This is a genomic window from Pseudalkalibacillus sp. Hm43 (assembly GCF_051842935.1).
In the GTDB taxonomy this organism is placed as follows: domain Bacteria; phylum Bacillota; class Bacilli; order Bacillales; family Fictibacillaceae; genus Pseudalkalibacillus.
On the sequence record NZ_JBPXRR010000001.1, the window covers coordinates 2162466 to 2182348 of the forward strand.

The 19883-nt window shown below is 43.7% G+C and carries 19 protein-coding genes; 4 read left to right on the plus strand and 15 right to left on the minus strand.

Translation table 11 applies throughout. The annotated features are described in order from the left end of the window. Positions 1-55: 55 nt before the first annotated feature. The 7 genes from ACSVDE_RS11440 to sppA form a co-directional block, all read right to left on the minus strand. Positions 56-1243: an acetate kinase gene (locus ACSVDE_RS11440; RefSeq protein ID WP_439301016.1), complete on the minus strand. Its 1188-nt coding sequence runs from the start codon at positions 1241-1243 to the stop codon at positions 56-58. A 250-nt stretch (positions 1244-1493) separates the two neighbouring features. Continuing rightward, complete coding sequence (locus tag ACSVDE_RS11445) at positions 1494-2483, minus strand: class I SAM-dependent methyltransferase (protein WP_439301017.1); 990 nt, start codon at positions 2481-2483, stop codon at positions 1494-1496. Positions 2484-2633: 150 nt separating this feature from the next. Beyond that, positions 2634-3134: a thiol peroxidase gene (gene tpx / locus ACSVDE_RS11450; RefSeq protein WP_439301018.1), complete on the minus strand. Its 501-nt coding sequence runs from the start codon at positions 3132-3134 to the stop codon at positions 2634-2636. Positions 3135-3295: 161 nt separating this feature from the next. Then, positions 3296-3802: a GerW family sporulation protein gene (ytfJ, locus tag ACSVDE_RS11455; RefSeq protein ID WP_439301019.1), complete on the minus strand. Its 507-nt coding sequence runs from the start codon at positions 3800-3802 to the stop codon at positions 3296-3298. Continuing rightward, positions 3750-4445, minus strand: coding sequence for a DUF2953 domain-containing protein (locus ACSVDE_RS11460; protein ID WP_439301020.1), 696 nt, complete (start codon positions 4443-4445; stop codon positions 3750-3752). Before ACSVDE_RS11460 ends, ytfJ begins: the two co-directional genes overlap by 53 nt. Positions 4446-4522: 77 nt before the next feature. Then, a complete protein-coding gene (locus ACSVDE_RS11465) occupies positions 4523-5008 on the minus strand; it encodes an RDD family protein (protein WP_439301021.1) in 486 nt (161 codons plus the stop codon). Positions 5009-5020: 12 nt separating this feature from the next. After that, positions 5021-6028 carry a signal peptide peptidase SppA gene (gene sppA, locus ACSVDE_RS11470; RefSeq protein WP_439301022.1) on the minus strand — a complete coding sequence of 336 codons (1008 nt, stop codon included), beginning with the start codon at positions 6026-6028 and terminating at the stop codon, positions 5021-5023. 193 nt (positions 6029-6221) lie between these two features. On the opposite strand from sppA, the gene ACSVDE_RS11475 reads away from it, so the two are divergent. Next, on the plus strand, positions 6222-7019 hold the full coding sequence (locus tag ACSVDE_RS11475; protein ID WP_439301023.1) for an NAD kinase: 798 nt from the start codon (positions 6222-6224) through the stop codon (positions 7017-7019). 42 nt (positions 7020-7061) lie between these two features. On the opposite strand, the gene ACSVDE_RS11480 is transcribed toward ACSVDE_RS11475, so the two are convergent. The 6 genes from ACSVDE_RS11480 to ACSVDE_RS11505 form a co-directional block, all read right to left on the minus strand. After that, positions 7062-8651, minus strand: a complete 1590-nt coding sequence (locus ACSVDE_RS11480) for an amidohydrolase (RefSeq protein WP_439301024.1) — start codon at positions 8649-8651, stop codon at positions 7062-7064. Positions 8652-8745: 94 nt separating this feature from the next. Beyond that, positions 8746-9099 carry a hypothetical protein gene (locus ACSVDE_RS11485; protein WP_439301025.1) on the minus strand — a complete coding sequence of 118 codons (354 nt, stop codon included), beginning with the start codon at positions 9097-9099 and terminating at the stop codon, positions 8746-8748. Between the two features lie 180 nt (positions 9100-9279). Then, the gene (gene mbcS, locus ACSVDE_RS11490) at positions 9280-10869 is read right to left on the minus strand and encodes an acyl-CoA synthetase MbcS (protein WP_439301026.1); all 1590 of its coding nucleotides are present in this window, start codon (positions 10867-10869) and stop codon (positions 9280-9282) included. Positions 10870-11310: 441 nt separating this feature from the next. Continuing rightward, positions 11311-11502 carry a small, acid-soluble spore protein, alpha/beta type gene (locus ACSVDE_RS11495; RefSeq protein ID WP_439301027.1) on the minus strand — a complete coding sequence of 64 codons (192 nt, stop codon included), beginning with the start codon at positions 11500-11502 and terminating at the stop codon, positions 11311-11313. Between the two features lie 100 nt (positions 11503-11602). After that, positions 11603-12814, minus strand: a complete 1212-nt coding sequence (gene thiI, locus ACSVDE_RS11500) for a tRNA uracil 4-sulfurtransferase ThiI (RefSeq protein ID WP_439301028.1) — start codon at positions 12812-12814, stop codon at positions 11603-11605. A 1-nt stretch (position 12815) separates the two neighbouring features. After that, positions 12816-13961: a cysteine desulfurase family protein gene (locus ACSVDE_RS11505; RefSeq protein WP_439301029.1), complete on the minus strand. Its 1146-nt coding sequence runs from the start codon at positions 13959-13961 to the stop codon at positions 12816-12818. A 339-nt stretch (positions 13962-14300) separates the two neighbouring features. Here ACSVDE_RS11505 and brnQ point away from each other — a divergent pair, with 339 nt between their 5' ends. Further along, a complete protein-coding gene (gene brnQ / locus ACSVDE_RS11510) occupies positions 14301-15656 on the plus strand; it encodes a branched-chain amino acid transport system II carrier protein (RefSeq protein ID WP_439301030.1) in 1356 nt (451 codons plus the stop codon). Between the two features lie 115 nt (positions 15657-15771). On the opposite strand, the gene ezrA is transcribed toward brnQ, so the two are convergent. Further along, positions 15772-17475: a septation ring formation regulator EzrA gene (gene ezrA, locus ACSVDE_RS11515; protein WP_439301031.1), complete on the minus strand. Its 1704-nt coding sequence runs from the start codon at positions 17473-17475 to the stop codon at positions 15772-15774. Between the two features lie 247 nt (positions 17476-17722). On the opposite strand from ezrA, the gene hisJ reads away from it, so the two are divergent. After that, positions 17723-18541 carry a histidinol-phosphatase HisJ gene (gene hisJ, locus ACSVDE_RS11520; protein ID WP_439301032.1) on the plus strand — a complete coding sequence of 273 codons (819 nt, stop codon included), beginning with the start codon at positions 17723-17725 and terminating at the stop codon, positions 18539-18541. Here the strand turns inward: hisJ and refZ are convergent. Continuing rightward, positions 18538-19209: a forespore capture DNA-binding protein RefZ gene (gene refZ / locus ACSVDE_RS11525; protein WP_439301033.1), complete on the minus strand. Its 672-nt coding sequence runs from the start codon at positions 19207-19209 to the stop codon at positions 18538-18540. The genes hisJ and refZ overlap by 4 nt on opposite strands. Before the next feature lie 148 nt (positions 19210-19357). Here refZ and ACSVDE_RS11530 point away from each other — a divergent pair, with 148 nt between their 5' ends. Beyond that, the gene (locus ACSVDE_RS11530; protein WP_439301034.1) at positions 19358-19837 is read left to right on the plus strand and encodes a GAF domain-containing protein; all 480 of its coding nucleotides are present in this window, start codon (positions 19358-19360) and stop codon (positions 19835-19837) included. Positions 19838-19883: the final 46 nt, after the last annotated feature.

The following is a 19883-nucleotide window of genomic DNA, read 5'->3' on the forward strand; positions in this document are numbered from 1 at the left end:
AAGGATAGAAAAAGGAACTTCCGATTTCGGAAGTTCCTTCATTTTCAAAATATACTTATTGAGCTAAACGCACGGTGTCACGGGCAATCATGACTTCTTCATTCGTCGGGATGATCAACACTTTTACAGGTGAATGAGGATAGTTCAAGAATGCTTCTTTACCACGTACTTTGTTTAGTGCTGGGTCCCAATAGACGCCCATGAACTCGAGTCCTTTCATGACACGCTCGCGGATGACGTCGCTGTTCTCACCGATTCCTGCTGTGAACACAATCGCATCGATTCCATGCATCTTGGAAGCGTAAGACCCGATATACTTGTGGATACGACCTGCAAAAACTTCAAGGGCAAGCTCTGCACGCTCGTTACCTTCTTCTGCTTGTTGTTCGATATCACGTAGGTCGCTTGAAAATCCAGATACACCGAGAAGTCCACTTTCTTTGTTTAAAACGTTCATGACTTCTTCAGCTGTTTTTCCGGTCTTCTCCATGATATATGGAATCAACGCTGGGTCGATGTTCCCTGAACGTGTACCCATCGTTACACCAGCAAGCGGTGTGAAGCCCATTGACGTATCAATCGACTTTCCGCCTTCGATTGCTGCGATACTTGCACCGTTTCCGAGGTGACAAGAAATCAGACGGAGTTGCTCGATCGGGCGACCAAGTAGCTCTGCGCAACGCTGGGAAACATACTTATGGCTTGTCCCGTGGAATCCGTACTTACGAATACCGAATTCTTTGTAATAGTCATATGGCAAGCTATATAAGAACGATTGCTCAGGCATCGTTTGGTGGAATGCCGTATCGAACACTGCTACTGCCGGAACATCAGGAAGGATTTCCTTGAACGCTTGGATCCCCACGATGTTCGCAGGGTTATGAAGCGGTGCAAGGTCAGAAACTTCCTCAATTTCCTTGATGACTTCATCTGTAATCAGTACAGAGTCGTTGAATTTCTCTCCACCGTGGACGACACGGTGACCGATTCCTTCAATTTCATCATACGATTCGATGATGTGATGACCAGTCAATTTATCCAACAACATCTTGACCGCTACCGCATGGTCTTCGATGTCTGTCACTTCTTTCACTTTTTCGCCTTCCACTTCAATCGCGAAGACGCTGTCCGCAAGTCCGATCCTTTCGACGAGCCCTTTGGTGATGATGGTTTCCTCAGGCATTTTCAATAGTTGAAATTTAAGCGATGAACTTCCGGCATTAATCGCCAGTACCTTATTCATATATAAATACAACTCCTTCGTTGTTTGAAGATCAATTTTCGCAAAAACCTGCTATCATTAAACCACCAGACTACGGTCAACTGCAAGGACGGAAAGCGTTTTCGAGCCATATTCTTTATTTTCAGATTTGAATACGATTTCATTGTGACGTACTTGTGAAAAAATTTTCCGTTTTCTTGGTAAAATTCACTCCCGTTCCGCGGGAGTGAATTTCTTTTTCACAAATCATATCTTCTTCACATTCTATAAGTTAACCATTAAAGGATGTCTTAAACCACTGATCGATTTTCGCCATGATGCCTTGAAGGGCTTTCGGTTCCGAGAAGCTTGGAAGTTCTGCCATCAACGCTTCTTTCGGAGCTGTGACACCTTCTCCTTTTTTCTGTAAAAAGAAGATGCTCTTCGCTTGCTCTTCTTTTTTGAACATGGATAGCGGAAGCTGAAGCATTCCGTGAATGACCGCTTCTTCTTTCAGGAAGCTGTTCAGCTTTTTCGCTTCGTCACTCGTGAACAAGAAGTTCGGAATCAAGAAAAACAGGAACCCGCCCTCTTTCGTATGGTTGAGCGCTTGTTCAATCATGAGATGATGTGCATAAGAATGACCAGAATCTGATTTCAATTTGTATTGGGATGCCGTTACATCATCCGGATAATAACCGACCGGTAGATCCGTCACGACAACATCCACAGGATCAATCATCAGAGATCGTAAACTGTCTTGATGATACAGCTGAATGTCGTGTTCCTGTGCATTCAAGTTTGCATAAGCAAGCTTGATCAGTGTTTCGTCCACTTCTGATCCGTAGCTGAATACAGGCTTTTTGATCTGGTTCAGAATCGCAGCTACAAGGTTACCCGTTCCGATTGCCGGATCGAGCATGGTGATGCGTTCTTTTTTCCCCATCGTCTTCTCGACCAGATACCCGACAAACAATGCTACTGCGTCAGGAGTCATTGCGTGATGGGATTGTACACCATCCTGCATTCCTTTCAGGATAGCCAGTTGATAACCTTTACGGATTTCCTCTTTGGAAAGGTCGTCCAGAGAAAGGGATTGATATTTATAAAGTAGATCATTTTTTGTTTGTTCATCAAAACGGTCTGGAATGCCGCCTTGTACCAGGTTTTCACCTGTCTGGACCAAACCTTCCAGATAAGTCACCTGCTCCTTTTCGGAAAGGATGGTCGCTGTTTCATGCAACAAGCGATAAAATGATTCGATTTTTTGAAAATCAGGCATGCTTAAATCCTCCTATCATACATCTGAAACCATTGTACCAAATCTTGAAGAACACCTCGAATGATGAGAATAGTGTGTTCTGTTCAAAAGAAAAAGGCTAACCCCGTTGTAGGTTAACCTTCTCTCGTACTAATATGAAAAAGTTGCCGTTTACTCTGCAGACTTTGCAGCTTCGATTGCTGCATCGTAATCCGGATGGTTCGTTGCTTCGCTTACATACTCTACGTACGTGACTTTATCATTGGAGTCAACGACGAACACTGCACGAGCCAACAGGCGCAATTCTTCAATTGCAACACCATATGCTCTACCAAAGGAAAGGTCACGGTGGTCAGAAAGTGTTTGGACGTTATCGACACCAGCTGCCGCACACCATCTCTTTTGAGCCATCGGCAAGTCAACGCTGATCGTCAATACGTTCACATTATCAAGCTTAGAAGCTTCTTCATTGAATCGACGAGTCTGTTGATCACAAACACCTGTGTCAAGAGAAGGCACTACGCTGATCAAACGAACGCTTCCCTTTGTATCTTGTAACGTTACTTCTGACATATCATTTGCTAAAACAGTGAAATCTGGAGCTGCATCCCCTACGTTTACTTCGTTTCCTAATAGTGTAACTGGATTTTCTTTGAAAGTTACTGCTGCCATTACTAAACAACTCCTTTTATAAGGTTATGTACAAGTTCATCGTATACGTTCTACTTTCTCCTTTCAAGTCATAAACGTCAGATTTAACAAAAGTGAAAAATTAGAAATAAAAAATGTCCGGAACCCCCATGATTGGGACTCCGGACATTCGAAGCTTCTCTTTAGAAATCAAGATCTTGTTTTTGACGTCGCTCTGATTGGTGCTGCGTCTGACTCAGATCCGGTTGTTGATGTCTTTGGGAATCTTTGTTGGACTTAGAACTACCTGAGCCTTGTCCATTGTTCATCATCTTCTGGATTTTCTCAACGACTTGCGGTGCAAGATCCAATAATCGTTCATATAAATGGGTACTGTTATCCAGGTGGATGGTCTTCACACCAGAGGAGTTTACAATAAGAAAGGCAATCGGCGTAATGGAAACCCCGCCACCACTACCTCCACCGAACGGGAGAGAATCTCCATCTGAACTCCCTTTCGAGTGACCTGACGACATAGAATTGAACTGGCTACCACCTGCTGCAAACCCGAAACCAACCTTTGAAACCGTTAAAATCACACTGCCATCTGGGGTTTCGACCGGGTCACCAATGATCGTATTCACATCGATCATTTCTTTAATATTTTCCATTGCCGTTTGCATCAAGCCCTGGATTGGATGTTCTGACATGTTGTTTCCTTCCCTTCCAATTTTTTGCGATCTGATATGCTGCGAGCATAGCTTGCCCAGCCCGGAATGATATTATGCATTGAAAATGTGTTTGGACGATCGGCATCTGAAAGGAAGGCTGAATTTCGATTTTCGGTGGACTCAGCATTTTCATCAAGTGACTGACCATCCCTACAATACTGCCCTTAATCGTCCATAGCATTCCCGAAAAGATACCGGTTGAACTTGCATCTCCGGTCCCGAGAGAACTGTACCACTCAAACTCTTCTACTCGCACCCTTTTCAAGAATCTACGGATGATCCAGTGCATTTGATAAACCGAGTCGATCAACTCTTTCGTCTCCTGTGCACGCTCCATAATGGATTCCACTCGAAAGATGGCTTCTCTCTCTTTCTCGTGATCTTGTTCTCCGACTTCCATATCCGTTTGATACTTCATATGCAAGCCGTCATCCTCCATTTCCATTTCGTTGAAAGGAATATCCCATGAATAGTGGAACATGCCACGTAAGAGGTGCAGTCGGACTTTACACTCATCACGATTCTGATCATGGACAAAAATGATAGAAATCCGGACAGTGCTCAACATGAGGAGAACGATAATCAAACCAAGAATCGATAGAATCCCGATGACCCAATACATCCGACTGACCACCTTTCAGCAAAAATCACATAAAAAAGACCTATCAGCATTATGTACTGACAGGTCTATAACAATACCTATTTACGTATATGAACGACTCTCGTATCTGCGAAAATATCATGCAAGGCTTTCTTTTCACTTGTAAAAGCAGTGATGATATACCCTATGAAGAACACCTTACTAATGAATCTGCCGACAACCTCCCGGAAAAGAAGCGTCGACCAGGCCAACTTTCCATCCACATCCTGCGTGACCACCTGAATTCCCAAAATCATTTTACCTAATGTCTGACCGAAGAAACGGGTCATCAACAGGAAGTACCCATAAAATATGATTGCGGTCAGGATGGCTTTCAATGAAAACATGCTTCCGTCCGTCAACGGAAGGTCCAGCCATCGGAATGTCGGATAGATGAGAATGCGGTATAAGCTACCGATAACGAGAATATCAAATAAATACGCCCAAAAGCGCATCCAGAACCCTGCATATTTCCGTGCTGGAGGAGGAGCTGGTGCTGGAGACGTTTCGACTGGTTGATCCATTGATTCTTCTGTATGATCCAAATCAATCTCCTCCTATTCTGTATACAAATATTTGATTTGAGGTGTGTTCGTCTCACTCATCAACTTTTGGATGCCTAAAATGTCGCCATTCGGCTGGAACAGTTTTTGAGCTGTCATGTTCAAGAAGGAATTCAATCCGAAATTTTGTTCATAACGGACAACCTTCAGATGAGAGTTTCCAAGATCTTTTTTCATCTTAGTAATCGCATCGTCCAGATCGCCAAGCTCATCAACCAACTGGAGTTCCTTCGCCTGGCGGCCGTCATAGACTCGACCATCTGCTAGTTCACGCACTTTATTCTCATTCATGTCACGTCCAGACGCGATGACATTCACAAACTCGTTATACGAATTATCCACGATGGATTGGAGGATTTCCCTTTCATCCTCAGACATCTCACGTGTTGGCGAGAGGATGTCCTTATGCTCACCGCTCTTGATCGTTTCCCATTTCACGCCAAGCTTTTCAGCAAGCTCTCCATAATTCATCGACTGGATGATGACACCGAGCGATCCGGTCAAAGTGGAAGGGTGTGCGATGATTTTATCGGCAGGAGCGGCAATGTAATAACCTCCAGAAGCCGCCATACTTCCCATTGATATGTAAACTGGTTTCTTGGATTTCTCCTGAATCGTTTTGATCTGGTCGTGAATCTCAGCACTTTCGACCACTCCACCACCAGGGGAATTCACACGGATGATGATCCCTTCGACATTCGCATTTTCTCCTGCATATTCCAGCATATCGAGAAATTGTCTATGATTATAGCCAGGGGATTGGAAAAATGATGTGGCATCGCCTGTATCCTGGATGACCCCATCTACCTCCAACACGACAATGCTGTTCTGACTACTGCCTTTCTCTACAACTTGCTCGACAAATGGTTCTTCTTCAAAAAATGCGTTGCTTTGTAATTTTCCGAAGTTCGCATCTGCCATCACGGACAATCCATTTATGATGATTGAGCCAATCAGCAGCACAGCTGCAATTCCTAAAGCCGCCCAACGTTTTCCGTTCAATTTTGAAGCCCCCTCGTTCCATTTTATTTTGTAAAGTTTACCCAATACTAGTTAGAATATCATATTTCAGAAGGCAGGATTAAGATTTGACAAAAAAGTTCAGAAAACAGATTATGAGTGTACAGGATTAGAAAAAGCGAATAATAAGTAAGCAATTGTAGCTCGATGAAATTCTGTTTACAGGAGGTTTGTGATGGCTGATCGTAAGAACATCCATTTTTTCTATAAAAAAGGCAGCGAATACGAGGAGAAAATCACCAGACTGAAAAATTTAGCCGTCGATAATGGTTTTACATTGGTAGACGATGCTGATGACGCCAACATCATCGCAAGTATCGGAGGGGACGGCACTTTCCTTCAAGCGGTCCGCAAGACCGGGTTCCGGGACGATGTGTTGTATGTTGGAGTGAGCACAGGACAACTGGGCTTTTATTGTGACTTTGATATCGAAGATCTTTCAGGAATGATTGAAGCGATGATGAACGAACAAGTGGAGGTCCGCCGTTATCCGACCATCCAAGTGGATGTGGAACACGACGCTTCCTTCTATTGTTTGAATGAGGTTTCGATCCGATCGGGCATCATCAAGGCATTGTCTCTGGACTTATACATTGATGATTTGTTTTTCGAGAGGTTCAAGGGAGACGGAATCATCGTATCCACCCCGACAGGCAGCACAGCGTACAACAAATCATTGGACGGTGCGATTGTAGATCCGAAGCTCGCTTGCATGCAGGTCAGTGAGGTCGCTTCCATCAACAACAATCACTATCGGACACTCGGTAGCTCTTTTCTATTGAGTGATGAACGTGCACTGGAAATCAGAATGGTCGACGACGGAAACGATTTCCCTGTCATTGGAATGGACAATGAGGCATTAAGCGTCCGCCACGGGGGTACGATACGGATCAACCTCTCAGATAAACGAATTAAAACGGTAAAACTGAAGGACAACTCCTTCTGGCATAAAGTGAAACGAAGCTTTCTATAGGAAAAAGGTGACCTGGCAGGTCACCTTTTTTACATGAATTGTTTATTCAGCAGAGTATACGACTGTATTGTTGACTACGGTCTTTAAAACTTTCACGTGAGGAATCGTTTCAGGGTCGATCCGGAACAAGTCCTCACTCAGCACAGTGAAATCTGCACTGTATCCATTGTCGATCTGTCCCATTTCTTCTTCTTTTCCAATTGCATAAGCGCTTCCTTTCGTATACAGCTCCACAGCTTCGTACGGCGTCAACTTCTGTTCAGGATAGTAGCCTTCGTGGCGATCTCCTGGTTTTTTACGCATGACCGCAGCATAGATCGTCGCTAAAGGATCCGCTGTTTCAATGGGGGCATCTGAGCCGGATGCACACGGAATTCCCTCTTCAAGCAACGTCTTCCACGCGAAACTATATTGCATGCGCTCTTCACCCAACCGCTCGATCACCCATGGAAAATCGGATGCAACGAAATGAGGTTGGATGTCGATGATGACCGGCACTTTTTTCAGCCGTTCAATTAAATCTGGACGCACGATTTGTCCATGTACGAAACGGTCCCTCGATCCTTCTGGCGGTGGATTCTCTTCCACGGCATATAAGGCAAACTCCAATGCCAAGTCTCCGATCGTATGGATGGCGACTGGCATGTTGTATTTCCTTGCCTTTTTGACGAGCTCTTTCAGCTCGGTCAGAGAATGGATTGCTACACCATATGTTTCCGGCATGTCATTGTATGGCTTGCTTAAATACGCCGTCCTACCTCCGAGTGCCCCATCCGCAAAGATTTTCATTGAACCAAGCTCGACATATCCGTTGGAAGCACCGACTACATACCCTTGGCCATGCATGTCTTCTACAACCTCATGATGCACGAGCAAGTTCGCTTTGAATTTCAGTTGATCTTCATTCACCACATTTAAAAACGTCTGATACGTCCTTCCGAACCCTCCATAATAGTTGAGGTCTTCGCTATGTCCGCCGACAATCCCATGCTTCGTCAGATCTTCAATCGACGTTCTTAATGCACGATCCAAGTATTCCTCCGTCACTTGTGGGATAGCGTTCTTCACAAGGTCCTGAGCCTTGTCCAGAAGGTATCCTGTCGGGGAACCGTTTGAATCCCTGACAATCACTCCTCCAGGTGGATCAGGCGTTTCATTTGTTATGCCAGCGAGTTGCAGTGCTTTGGAGTTTGCCAGCAAAGCATGCCGGCAGATCCTCGTCAACATCATCGGATGATGAGGTGCAATTTCATCTAGCTCAAACCGGTGAAAAATTTTACGATCCACAAAATTGTTCTCATTCCAACCATCACCAATGATCCATTCATCTAACGGTGTCGAATAGACCTTCTCTTTCAGCGTCGTTCTCATTTCTTCTGCTGAATGGATGTCTGATAAATCGAGTCGCATGAGCTTTTCACCATGCCCGATCATATGTAAATGACTGTCTACGAACCCTGGGTACATGACAGCCCCATCTAAGTCTTGTACCTGGTCGATTTCATATTGTTGTTCGATTTCTGCGCGATTTCCACACGCCAGGATTTTATCGCCTTCGACCAATACGGCTTCGACGGTGTCCCCTTCTTCTTTCATCGTGTAGATTGTGCCGTTCGTCCATAACGTTCTCATGACTACACCCCAATTTTTCTGATTTCGTAACAAAAGCATACCGAAATTTTCTGAAAAAATCTATCCAGAAAAGTCGGAGTGCGCATAGCACTTTTTATTGATTGAGGAAGATGTTTTCCAAGTTCTCGGCGTATTCTTTTTCGAGAGTTCCATACCCTTCTTTTTCATTGTTACTGATAATGGTGACAGTACCTAAATTCTGTTCGAACCATATTTGATATTCGATCAATCGTTCAGGCATGTTCTTATCATATCTGAAAAATAGAGTCGCCTTTATATCTTCTTTTCTCGCCATTTTCGGATTAACATTTGGTTCCCACTTGATATGGTGGAAGGCTTCTCTTAACTTTCCTAATGTTTCATCATCTGTGATCATGAAAGGATCTCCATAGCTTTCATCTGAGTTAACCACTTGGACATCAATTCTTGAAAGTTGATCCAAATCCAACTTATTTGTGCAACCTACTAGAATAAAACATATGATGATTAAGACATAGCTTGCATTTTTCAAAAAACCAACTCCCGAATTATACTCTACCTTTAAGTAATACAACGTTTTCCAGGTGAACTCCTTTGACAATATAAAAGACAGGCCTAAAAATTAATCAGGCCTGTCTTTTCGCTACATTTATTTTACTGTCGCTTGATTTTCTTTCATACGGAGTTCGATACGGCGGATTTTACCGGATGTGGTTTTCGGCAGCTCCTCGACGAACTCGATTTTACGTGGATATTTGTATGGTGCAGTAAGCTTTTTCACGTGATCTTGAAGAGCTGGAATGATATCGTCAGACGATGCTTCAGATGGATTCTTCAAGACGATGAACGCTTTGACCACATGCCCCCTCACTTCATCAGGGCTTGCAACGACAGCACACTCTTTCACTGAAGGGTGCTTAACGAGCGCATCTTCAACTTCAAATGGTCCGATCGTATATCCGGAGCTGATGATGATGTCATCTCCACGCCCTTCAAACCAGAAGTAGCCGTCTTCGTCTTTTTTCGCTTTGTCCCCTGTAAGGTAATAATCACCGCGGAATGCCATTCGTGTCCGATCCGCATCCTTATAATATTCTTTGAAAAGCGCAGGTGCATCGCGGTGTACCGCAATATCCCCCACTTCTCCAAGTTGAACGGGTTGACCTTCCTCGTTGATGATTTCGACACGGTTACCAGGTGTCGGTTTCCCCATCGATCCCGGACGGACTTCCATCCCATCGACGATTCCGACGAGCAATGTATTTTCGGTCTGACCATATCCATCACGGACTGTGACGTTGAAATACCTTTGGAAGATATCAATGACTTCACGATTCAACGGTTCACCAGCTGAAACCGCACTTCTCAGATTTGAAAGATTATAATCATCCAGGTTATCCACCTTAGCCATCAATCGATATTCCGTCGGTGTACAACACAAAACGTTGATCTGATATTTTTCCAAAAGCTCCAAGTACATGTTCGGATCGAATTTTCCATTATAGACAAAACCTGTTGAACCTGTACCTAAAGCGGATACGAATGGACTCCAGATCCACTTCTGCCAACCTGGTCCGGCTGTCGCCCAGACCTTGTCGCCTTCTTTAATGTTAAGCCAAGAAAGTGCAGCAGTACGAATGTGCGCGTAAGCCCATCCATGCGTGTGAACAACACCTTTCGGCTGTCCTGTCGTCCCTGACGTATATGATAAAAAGGCCATGTCATCTCGCTCAGTTGATGGGAGCTCAAGGGACTTGTCCGCTTTCGCGATGACTTCGCCAAGATCCATCCAGCCATCTTTCTCACCGCCAACAACGATTTTATGTTTCAGGCTATCGATAGGACCCTCAATCTCATCGATTTGAGGCGTGAATGGGTGGTACGACACGACCGCCTTCACTTCTCCGTGATTGATTCGATAGCTCAAGTCTTTCGATCTCAGCATTTCAGAGCAAGGGATAACGACGAGTCCAGCTTTCAGATTCGCCAAGTACACTTTGTACGTATCGATTAAACGAGGCATCATGACGAGCACTTTGTCGCCTTTTTGAAGACCTAGTGATAGGAATGCTTTTGCAATTTCGTTTGCTTCGTCAAATAACTGTTTGTACGTGATTTCGTCCTCTTCACCCTGATCATTCAACCACTGGATTGCGACACGGGTAGAGTCCTTAGCATACTTCTCCATTTCTTCTGCTGCATTGTACATTTCTGGTGCAATGAGTGTTTCGTTGTTCAAGATGGATAGCCTCCTTATGTAATCGTTTACACCTACCATTATACATAATTTTTAGAATATTTCCATTTCGACCGAACGTTCACTCAGGAAGAAAATGCCGGAAATGCTAGTACAGACGGGAATCATAAGGAATGAAATTTTCTTTCTATCCGTCATTTTACGATTTCCCTTTTTTCGAGGATCGAATAAGCCTCTTTCGGTGCTGGATCTACCCGAATTTCTCTTTTCGCACCACGCATAGGCTTCTTTCGGTGCTAGATCTCCCCGTTTTTCTCTTTTCGCACCCCGCAAAAGCCTCTGTCGGTGCTCGATCTCCCCGAACCTCCCCTTATCGAGCACCGCAAACAGTGCCCGCCTCACCCCATCCCTCACAAAAACCGCACAAGAATAGGCCAGCACGAGTGCTGACCTGTTTTCCATAGATATGATGTTGTAGAGGTGTTATTGTTGAGGTTTTTGACCTTGAGCCATAGCTACAAGACGCTTAGTGATCTCTCCTCCTACAGAACCGTTTGCACGTGCTGAAGAGTCAGGACCAAGTTGAACACCGAATTCAGAAGCGATTTCAGTCTTCATTGCATTGATTGCTTGTTGAGCTCCAGGAACTACTAGCTTGTTTGATTGATATGCCATGTGGATTCACCTCCTTGACCATAGGTTGCGAAGGTGAGCAAAAAACCATACCTCTTTAAAAGTGGTAAATTCTTGCTAAAAAATCCACAGGTTCAATTCATTAGAACAAGTCCTCGAATGCTTCTTCCTCTTTAGAATGCGTATCTTCTCTAAAGAAGATCGACTCAGTGTTCTCAACCGCTTGCTCCACGAGCTCATCGATCTCCATGTACTGCTCGAACCGGTTCGCTTTATCACGGTTCGGTTTCGTTTTCGGAGCGGATGGAACAAAGACTGTACAGCAGTCTTCATATGGACGAATCGAAATATCGTAAGTGCCGATCTTTCTTGAAATGTCCATAATTTCAAGCTTGTCCATCGTTATGAGCGGACGGATCATCGGCAGGTTGGTCACTTCGTTGATCGTGTTCATGCTGGACAACGTCTGGCTTGCTACCTGCCCGAGACTTTCACCCGTTGCGATAGCAAGTGCGTCATTTTTATAAGCCAATTGTTCTGTGATCCGCAGCATGTACCGTCTCATGACCGTCATGCTGTAATTGTCCGGAATCTGTTTCTTGATCGCTTTTTGAATTTCTGTAAAAGGAACGACGTGCATCTTGATGTTTCCGCCGTATCTCGTTAACACTTTCGTCAGGTCCTCTACCTTCTGACGGGCGCGCTCACTTGTAAATGGAGGACTGTGGAAGTGGACCATTTCCAATCGTACTCCACGTTTCATCGTCAAGTAGCCAGCGACTGGGCTGTCAATGCCACCGGAAAGCATCAACATGACTTTCCCGCTGCTGCCAATCGGAAGACCTCCAGCACCCGGATAATCGATGCAACTGATATAGGCGGCTTCAGGCTTGATTTCTACCTTCACTTCGACATCCGGGTTATGGACGTCCACCGTAATATCTTCTGTATGTTCCAGAATGTATCCTCCGACGAGAGGGTTCATTTCTTGGGAATCATGCGGATACTGTTTATAGTTCCGTTTCGTGGACACCTTGAACGTGTTGACAGATGGACCTGCGTCACGCAACGCTTCAAGTGCAGTTTTTTGGATCGTTTCGAGTTCAAGGTCACACTTCGCAGCAAGTCTTAAACCTTGAATCCCGAAAATCTCTTGAAGTTTTTCAACCACAGGTTCATGGTCTTGTCCGTTCAATTCAATATTCATGCGGTCAAACGCCTTCTTCACCTTCACTTGTCCGAAAGGCTTCAACTTGCGTTTTACCGTTTCTCTCAATTTTTTTTCAAAATGGTGACGGTTCTTTCCTTTTAATGAAAGTTCACCGTATCTGACTATGATGTGATCGTAAATCATACTACTCCCTCATTACTTTTCTTAAATTTAAAATGACTTCTTCTAGTGTCTCGAGAAATTCTTTTCCTTCACTTAATGTGTTCTCGAAATTCAAACTTACTCGGATTGCACTGCTCGCACGTTCAGCATCGTGACCTGTCGCCTCTAAAATCCGGCTGACATCACTGGATTTGGATGAGCATGCGGATTTTGTGGACACATACATGTCACGCTCTTCTAACGCATGAATCAAAACTTCAGGCTTGATGCCCAGTACTGAGAAATTCAAAATGTGCGGTGCACTGTTCACTTCTGGTGTATTGATCAAAACACGATCCATTTCAGAGATTCTTTTCCGGAGAAAATCCTTCAACTGAAGCATATCAGACATCCGCTCTTCCGAATTTTCCATCGTCAGTCGAAGGGCTTTCGTCATGGCGATGATTCCAGGTACATTCTCCGTCCCCGCTCGGTTGCGGAATTCATGTTCGCCACCGGTCAATAAAGAGAAAAGCGACACGCCACTTCTCACGTAAAGGAATCCAACACCTTTAGGACCGTGGAACTTATGACTGGAAAATGAACATAAATCAATGCCAGATTGCTCATACTGAAGAGGTACTTTTCCAATTCCCTGAACGTTATCAACATGGAAAAAGATCTTCGGATACGCTTTCAGCATTTGACCGATTTCCTTGATAGGCTGGATCGTACCAAGCTCATTGTTCACATGCATGACCGAAACTAGAATGGTTTCTTCCGTTAATGCATTTTTTACATCCTCAGCCGTAGTTCTCCCTTGTTCATCTACAGGTAGATACGTCACGTCGAATCCCATGTCTTCTAGCTGTTGAAATGAAGAATAGCAAGAAGCATGTTCGATTTCGGTCGTAATCAAGTGACGACCTCTAGACTGATGTTCCAAGGCAATACCTTTAATAGCCAAGTTGTTGGCTTCGGTACCACCTGATGTGAACACGATCTCGTTCGGTTTCACTCGTATCAAATCCGATACTTGCTGCCTAGCTTTATGGATCAACCGTTCCACTTCTCCACCGAGGCGATGAATCGAGGAAGGGTTGGCGAAATAGTTTTCCGATACTTTCAGATATGTTTGCAACACTTCGGGATAAGGCTTAGTCGTTGCACTGTTATCAAAATAAATCATGAATCCATGTACCCCTTTTAATACGATTTTTGCATCATTTAATAATACCATATTTTAAAATTATTCCAAACCGCCTTTAGAATATTAAAAACCCACTCAAAATCGACATTATGCGACACGAAAATACATATCTGAAAATTTTCACGTTTCATGCATGAAAGAACATACGAGGGAATAAGGGATCATATCCGAGGATAGTAAATTTGCACAAAAATTTTTAATGATAACAATCTTTAAACTTTTTTGTTTAGTATCTTTTTTTCGTAAAGATTATGTTAATATCTAATTCGAATTTAGAAAAATCAATGATTTCAGTCGATCGCAACAGGAGGTTTCTTCATGAATTCAAAAAAAGCGCTTACAATGAAAGATACACTTACAATCGGTCTTATGATGTTTGCCTTATTCCTTGGAGCAGGGAATATGATTTTTCCACCGGCACTTGGTCAAACCGCAGGTACGAATGTATGGACAGCAATTATCGGCTTTTTGATCACCGGTGTTGGATTACCTTTAGTAGGAATCATTGCAATTGGACTTACTGGCGGAACATTACGTGATCTATCATCTCGTGTTCATCCAAAGTTTGCATTTGTATTCACTTCCCTGATCTATCTTGCAATTGGTCCTTTCTTTGGCATACCGAGAACAGGTACTGTAGCGTTTGAAATCGGAGCTAAGCCATTCTTAGCAGAAAGTGTGAATCCAAATGGACTACCGCTTTTCATTTATACGATCATCTTTTTTGGAATCACATTCTGGTTTGCGCTCAATCCGACCAAACTCGTGGATCGAATCGGTAAGATCCTAACTCCGATTCTGATTACGGTCATCGGTTTGATTGTGTTCAAAGGAATCTTCAGTCCGATGGGTGATTTCTCAGCACCTAAAGGGGACTATGCATCTACTCCATTTTTCACTGGTTTCATCAACGGTTACCTGACGATGGATGCCATCGCAGCTCTTGTATTCGGAATCATCATCATCAACGCGGTGAAGTCGAAAGGTGTTACGGATAAAAAAGAAATCGCCAAAGCGACGACGAAAGCGGGTATCATCGCTGTCAGCGGTCTTGCCTTAGTGTATCTTTCTCTTGCGTATATCGGTGCTACAAGCCGTGGGGCACTTGGAGAGCTAGCTAACGGCGGTGCCATTTTGACAGGGTCTGCTGATCTATTGTTCGGTCAATTCGGCATCAGCTTATTGGCGGTTGCGATTACGTTCGCTTGTTTAACAACTTCTATCGGGCTTGTAACGGCTTGTGGTGAATACTTCAAGAGCTTGTTACCGAATGTCTCGTACAAATTGATCATCGCTATTTTGTGTGTGTTCAGTGCGGCGGTTGCCAATGTCGGCCTTACACAATTGATCAACCTCACATTGCCAGTATTGATCGGTGTTTATCCACTTGCAATCGCGCTTGTTGGTTACTCTTATCTTCATCGTCAGTTCGGTGGACACCGTGAAGTGTATATCGGGGGATTGTTAGGTGCAGGAATCATAAGTATCTTTGATGCATTGAAGCAGATGAAGGTGGATATCTCAGCTGTAGCTGAAGTGTTCAGCGTCATTCTTCCTCTATATGACGAGGGGATCGGTTGGATTGTACCATCCATCATAGGGGCAATCATCGGTTACCTTGTTGCACGGACTCGAAACCAATCGGCTGAAAACCCCGATCCGAACGAAGCATAAAACAAATTGAGTTTAAGGATGATCCATCGCTGGTCGTCCTTTTTCTATGTGCATAATAAAACCCGAAGGCTAGGACTCTCCAACTGGAGAAGTGCACCTTCGGGTTTTTCTTTCGCTATACTTTTTGTTTCGGTTTATAGCTTTCTTCTAAACGTTGTAGAATGCCTGGCTCAACAGTATCGATGGCTTCAGCCGCATGTTCCAACGCATCTTCATAATTGTACGTACGGAAGGATTGCTCGGCTTCAGAAAGCTTGACAGCGACCGTAATATACTGGCTACGATAACGGTTACCGTATTGGATCAGGCGTTCTGCCCAAACGGCACGATCGATGATATGATACGTTTTCTCATACACTTCATCGATGGCTTCTTCTGCTTCAATCAAGCGATGGAGCACTTCAGCCATTTGCAAAGGTTTATCATTCAATTTGTTGGTGACGGTTTGAAGCTTCACTTCGGCATCGTGCATGGATGCAAAGAACGTTTCTGGAAGACCCGGAAGATTATTGCGATGGACTTCCTTTTTTGCATCGATCAGCTTTTTACGGAATTCGTGGATTTTTTCAACAGCCTCCAGCTCATCTTTACGGAGGTTTTGAAGTTTCTCCTGATATACTTCCGTCATTTCGCGAAGCTCTTCCAGTTGCTTCGTTACACCTTCAAGCATCTCTTGGACTGATGTATAGGATTGATGTTGCTCATCCATTGAGTGAAGGATCGTTCCTACTCGTTTCTCCAGCTTTTCAAATGAGTTTTCTAATCGTTCTTGTAAGTCTAGGTTCTCTTGCTCGATCTGATAGCTGAGTCGTACGACGTTCGTCTCTTCATTCAGCTGTTGAATCTCCGTCTTAAGACCTTCGACGTCTATTTTGATTTCTTCGCTTCGTTCAGCAACCGTCTGTTTCGCTACAACTTCCGCCTCTAGTGTATCGTAGAGCTCTTCGATCTTAGCGTTCATCTGGCTGATTTCTTCCCGCGCCTCTTCGACTTCGATGTGATGGACTTTTTCTTTGATGATACCGTAAGCATAGTCGATTACTTCAAGCTCTTTTTCGACACCTAATTGATCGACTCTGAAGCCTTGTTCTTCCATCTGTTTGAGACCTTCTTTGAGTTCTTTGATCGTCTCAGGAATTTCTGATTGGAACTGGTATAGCAATTCTGGCATTACTTCGAGCTCATATTGCAACGTTCGGATATCTTCGTCGATCTGGATGATATATGTACGGGCAGCGATATGGTTGCCGTTTTCCGTCTCTTCGTTGTAATTGGCGAATTTTTCCGAAACCTGTTCAATTCTCTTCTCAAACGTTTCAACCAGAGGACCCAGAGCACGATAGTGCGTGAGAAGGTGCTTTCGCAACCCTTTGAATTCTTCCTTCAATTCTCCGATTTCTTTCCGGTTCAACTCTTCACTTTCAACGAATTCATTGATTTCTGAAGAAATTTCATCGATCTTTTCTTCGATATGGAAAATGGCCTTTCGAGTTTCAGACAGGATGTTGCGCGCTTTTTTGAAACGGTATTTGTCTGCAGCATCTTCTGCATCAAATAGGTTCTCTTCTAAATTTGGAAGCTGTTGTGTAACGATGACATCCCACTCTTCTCGCCAAACCTCGAACTTCTTTTCCGTCTCTCCGATCATTTCTAATGCTTTCACTTTAGCGATTTCATCCGAAAGAGGGCGATTCATGATATTCACTTTTTGTGTTTCGAGATGATCGATCTGGTCATAAATTTTCTTTCGTGTGTATGTACCGTAACCTATAAATGCTGAAAGCAGCACGATCAGCACCATGAAGATATAAATCATCATAGGGACCTTCCATCCTTCCCTTTTTCAGTTATGTATATTAAGCTATTAAGTAAAAATTATGGCATGAAAATTTTCTAGGAAATAATATTTCTACAATATGTACTATTTTTCGCCAAAATTCATGGGATTTCGGCGTTCTTCATAACTACTATAATACCATGTATGCGACTTTCATAACTACATTTTTTCGAAAATTTGATAAAAAATTGCTTTTTTCTGACAGAAATCCCAGATAAGGAGGATCCATATGAAAATTTTTGATGGACACGTTCACACACCGTATTGTCCTCATGGTTCCAAAGACGATTTTCACAAATACATCGAACGAGCAATTGAGCTCGGTCTCAAGGGACTCACATTTACCGAACATGCTCCTTTACCCGCTGGTTTCACCGATCCTACCCCCCAACAAGATAGCGGTATGAAGCTGCAAGAAATGGAGTCGTATGTAGCGCGTATCAATGACCTTCGTCATGAATACGAGAAAGATCTCATCATCAAAACGGGTCTTGAAGTGGATTTTATTGAAGGTTACGAACACGAATCCCGCGCTTTTCTCGATGAATATGGTCCTCATCTGGACGATGCGATCCTGTCTGTCCATTTTTTAAAGTCCGGTGCAAATTATCACTGCATGGATTATAGCCCGGATGTGTTCGGAGTGCTTGTCGATGAGCTGGGATCGGTTCAGAACGTTTACACACACTATTATCGGACAGTGCAACGTTCGATTACAGCCGATCTAGGAAAAAATAAACCGAAGCGAATCGGTCATATGAGCCTTGTCATGAAATTTCAAAAGAAATTCCCGAATCCGGACATCAACAAAAAAGAGATTCTGGATACGCTTGATCTTGTTGCCGAACAAAATCTCCAACTAGATTATAATGGTTCGGGTATGATGAAGCCTTTATGTCGGGAGCCTTACCCATCTGAATGGATTGTGAAAGAAGCCCTGAAGAGACACATTCCGCTCGTTTATGGTTCCGATGCCCATAGTGCGAAAGACCTCGGTCAAGGCTATGGACAGTTGATGAAAGAAGCACCGCTCACTCAGCCTTTTTAAGGGGCTGCAAGCGGTGCTTCCTTATTTTCTTTTCCTGCCAGTGCATTGGCATCATAATGGATACAGAGTGTTTCGTTCACCCAGTTTTGGATCGTGTTCATGTACTTCGTCGTGAAGTACCGGTCGTTAACGGAAAACTGATAGATTTCCCGTATGTACTGCGGATAGAGAAACGGCATGAACAGCATGCTCCTCAACTGCATGATCACCATGTTTTTCGAAACAGATTTGAATTCCTTCTGCTTGATCCCTTTATCGAATATCGCATTATAGTAGTATTTTTCCTTCATCAAATAAGTCGTCATGATCTCCCTTACAAGGGTCGTATCAATACTTATTTCCCTGTGTACGAGCCTCGCCGCCTGGGAGCGACCTTGCTGGTAGATGATCACTTCTTCGATGAGCTTATTCAAACAACTACGGGCAGAATCCTTTTCCAATTTTTCATAGGCGTCTTCAAGCACATAGAGATAGCCTTCAAGAAAGGAAGACATGAGAAATTCCAGTAGTCCTTTCTTCCCACCAAAATAATAAGAAATCAAGGATACGTTTACGCCAGCCTTATCTGCGATGTCACGGACGGATGTCCCCGAGTAGCCGTTGTTATTAAACAAGTATGCTGCAGCTTCTGCTACTTTTTCTTTGGTGATGGACAGAGCCTTATTCATGGCAAATCACCTCAACATACGATCTATACTACCAACATTCTTCTTTACCCTTGAAAATCCTTCGTTAAACGCTCGACATATGAAATGAAAGTTTCTACATTATCTGATATGATAAGACTAATTTCTAGGATTGCGAGGGAGAAATGCCATGTTTGACGTCGAAATATACACAGGAAATCGTGAAGAAAACTATCAAATGGTCATCAAACAGTTGAAAGCACTTTTGGAAGGTGAAAAGAACCTAATCGCAAATCTTTCAAACGCCTCTGCTTTGTTGAACCAATTCTTGAAAGAAGTGAACTGGGTTGGATTCTATCTGATGGATGATGGAGAGTTAGTGCTCGGACCTTTCCAAGGGCTACCGGCATGTGTAAGAATCCCGGTCGGTAAAGGGGTATGCGGTACAGCAGTCCAAGAAAAGAAAACGATGCTGGTCGAAGACGTCCACCAATTCCCTGGCCACATAGCATGTGATGCGGCATCCCGAAGCGAGATTGTCGTACCGATCGTGAAGGACGGTACAGTCATTGGTGTACTGGATATCGATAGTCCAGTGACTTCACGCTTTGATGAAGTCGATCAGAAATACTTGGAACAATTCGTTGAAGAGTTGACGTTGCATATATAAGGCATTAAGAAAGGGGGCGAATTACGCCCCCTTTTTTCTATATTGG

What these genes read in the sequence shown, in the direction of transcription:
- refZ (WP_439301033.1), bottom strand. Translation starts at nt 19,209, where the DNA reads ATGAATAAGGCTCTGTCCATCACCAAAGAAAAAGTAGCAGAAGCTGCA.
- ACSVDE_RS11475 (WP_439301023.1), top strand. Translation starts at nt 6,222, where the DNA reads ATGGCTGATCGTAAGAACATCCATTTTTTCTATAAAAAAGGCAGCGAA.
- ACSVDE_RS11445 (WP_439301017.1), bottom strand. Translation starts at nt 2,483, where the DNA reads ATGCCTGATTTTCAAAAAATCGAATCATTTTATCGCTTGTTGCATGAA.
- ezrA (WP_439301031.1), bottom strand. Translation starts at nt 17,475, where the DNA reads ATGATGATTTATATCTTCATGGTGCTGATCGTGCTGCTTTCAGCATTT.
- ytfJ (WP_439301019.1), bottom strand. Translation starts at nt 3,802, where the DNA reads ATGTCAGAACATCCAATCCAGGGCTTGATGCAAACGGCAATGGAAAAT.
- hisJ (WP_439301032.1), top strand. Translation starts at nt 17,723, where the DNA reads ATGAAAATTTTTGATGGACACGTTCACACACCGTATTGTCCTCATGGT.
- ACSVDE_RS11480 (WP_439301024.1), bottom strand. Translation starts at nt 8,651, where the DNA reads ATGAGAACGTTATGGACGAACGGCACAATCTACACGATGAAAGAAGAA.
- ACSVDE_RS11460 (WP_439301020.1), bottom strand. Translation starts at nt 4,445, where the DNA reads ATGTATTGGGTCATCGGGATTCTATCGATTCTTGGTTTGATTATCGTT.
- brnQ (WP_439301030.1), top strand. Translation starts at nt 14,301, where the DNA reads ATGAATTCAAAAAAAGCGCTTACAATGAAAGATACACTTACAATCGGT.
- ACSVDE_RS11440 (WP_439301016.1), bottom strand. Translation starts at nt 1,243, where the DNA reads ATGAATAAGGTACTGGCGATTAATGCCGGAAGTTCATCGCTTAAATTT.
- ACSVDE_RS11495 (WP_439301027.1), bottom strand. Translation starts at nt 11,502, where the DNA reads ATGGCATATCAATCAAACAAGCTAGTAGTTCCTGGAGCTCAACAAGCA.
- ACSVDE_RS11505 (WP_439301029.1), bottom strand. Translation starts at nt 13,961, where the DNA reads ATGATTTATTTTGATAACAGTGCAACGACTAAGCCTTATCCCGAAGTG.
- tpx (WP_439301018.1), bottom strand. Translation starts at nt 3,134, where the DNA reads ATGGCAGCAGTAACTTTCAAAGAAAATCCAGTTACACTATTAGGAAAC.
- ACSVDE_RS11530 (WP_439301034.1), top strand. Translation starts at nt 19,358, where the DNA reads ATGTTTGACGTCGAAATATACACAGGAAATCGTGAAGAAAACTATCAA.
- thiI (WP_439301028.1), bottom strand. Translation starts at nt 12,814, where the DNA reads ATGATTTACGATCACATCATAGTCAGATACGGTGAACTTTCATTAAAA.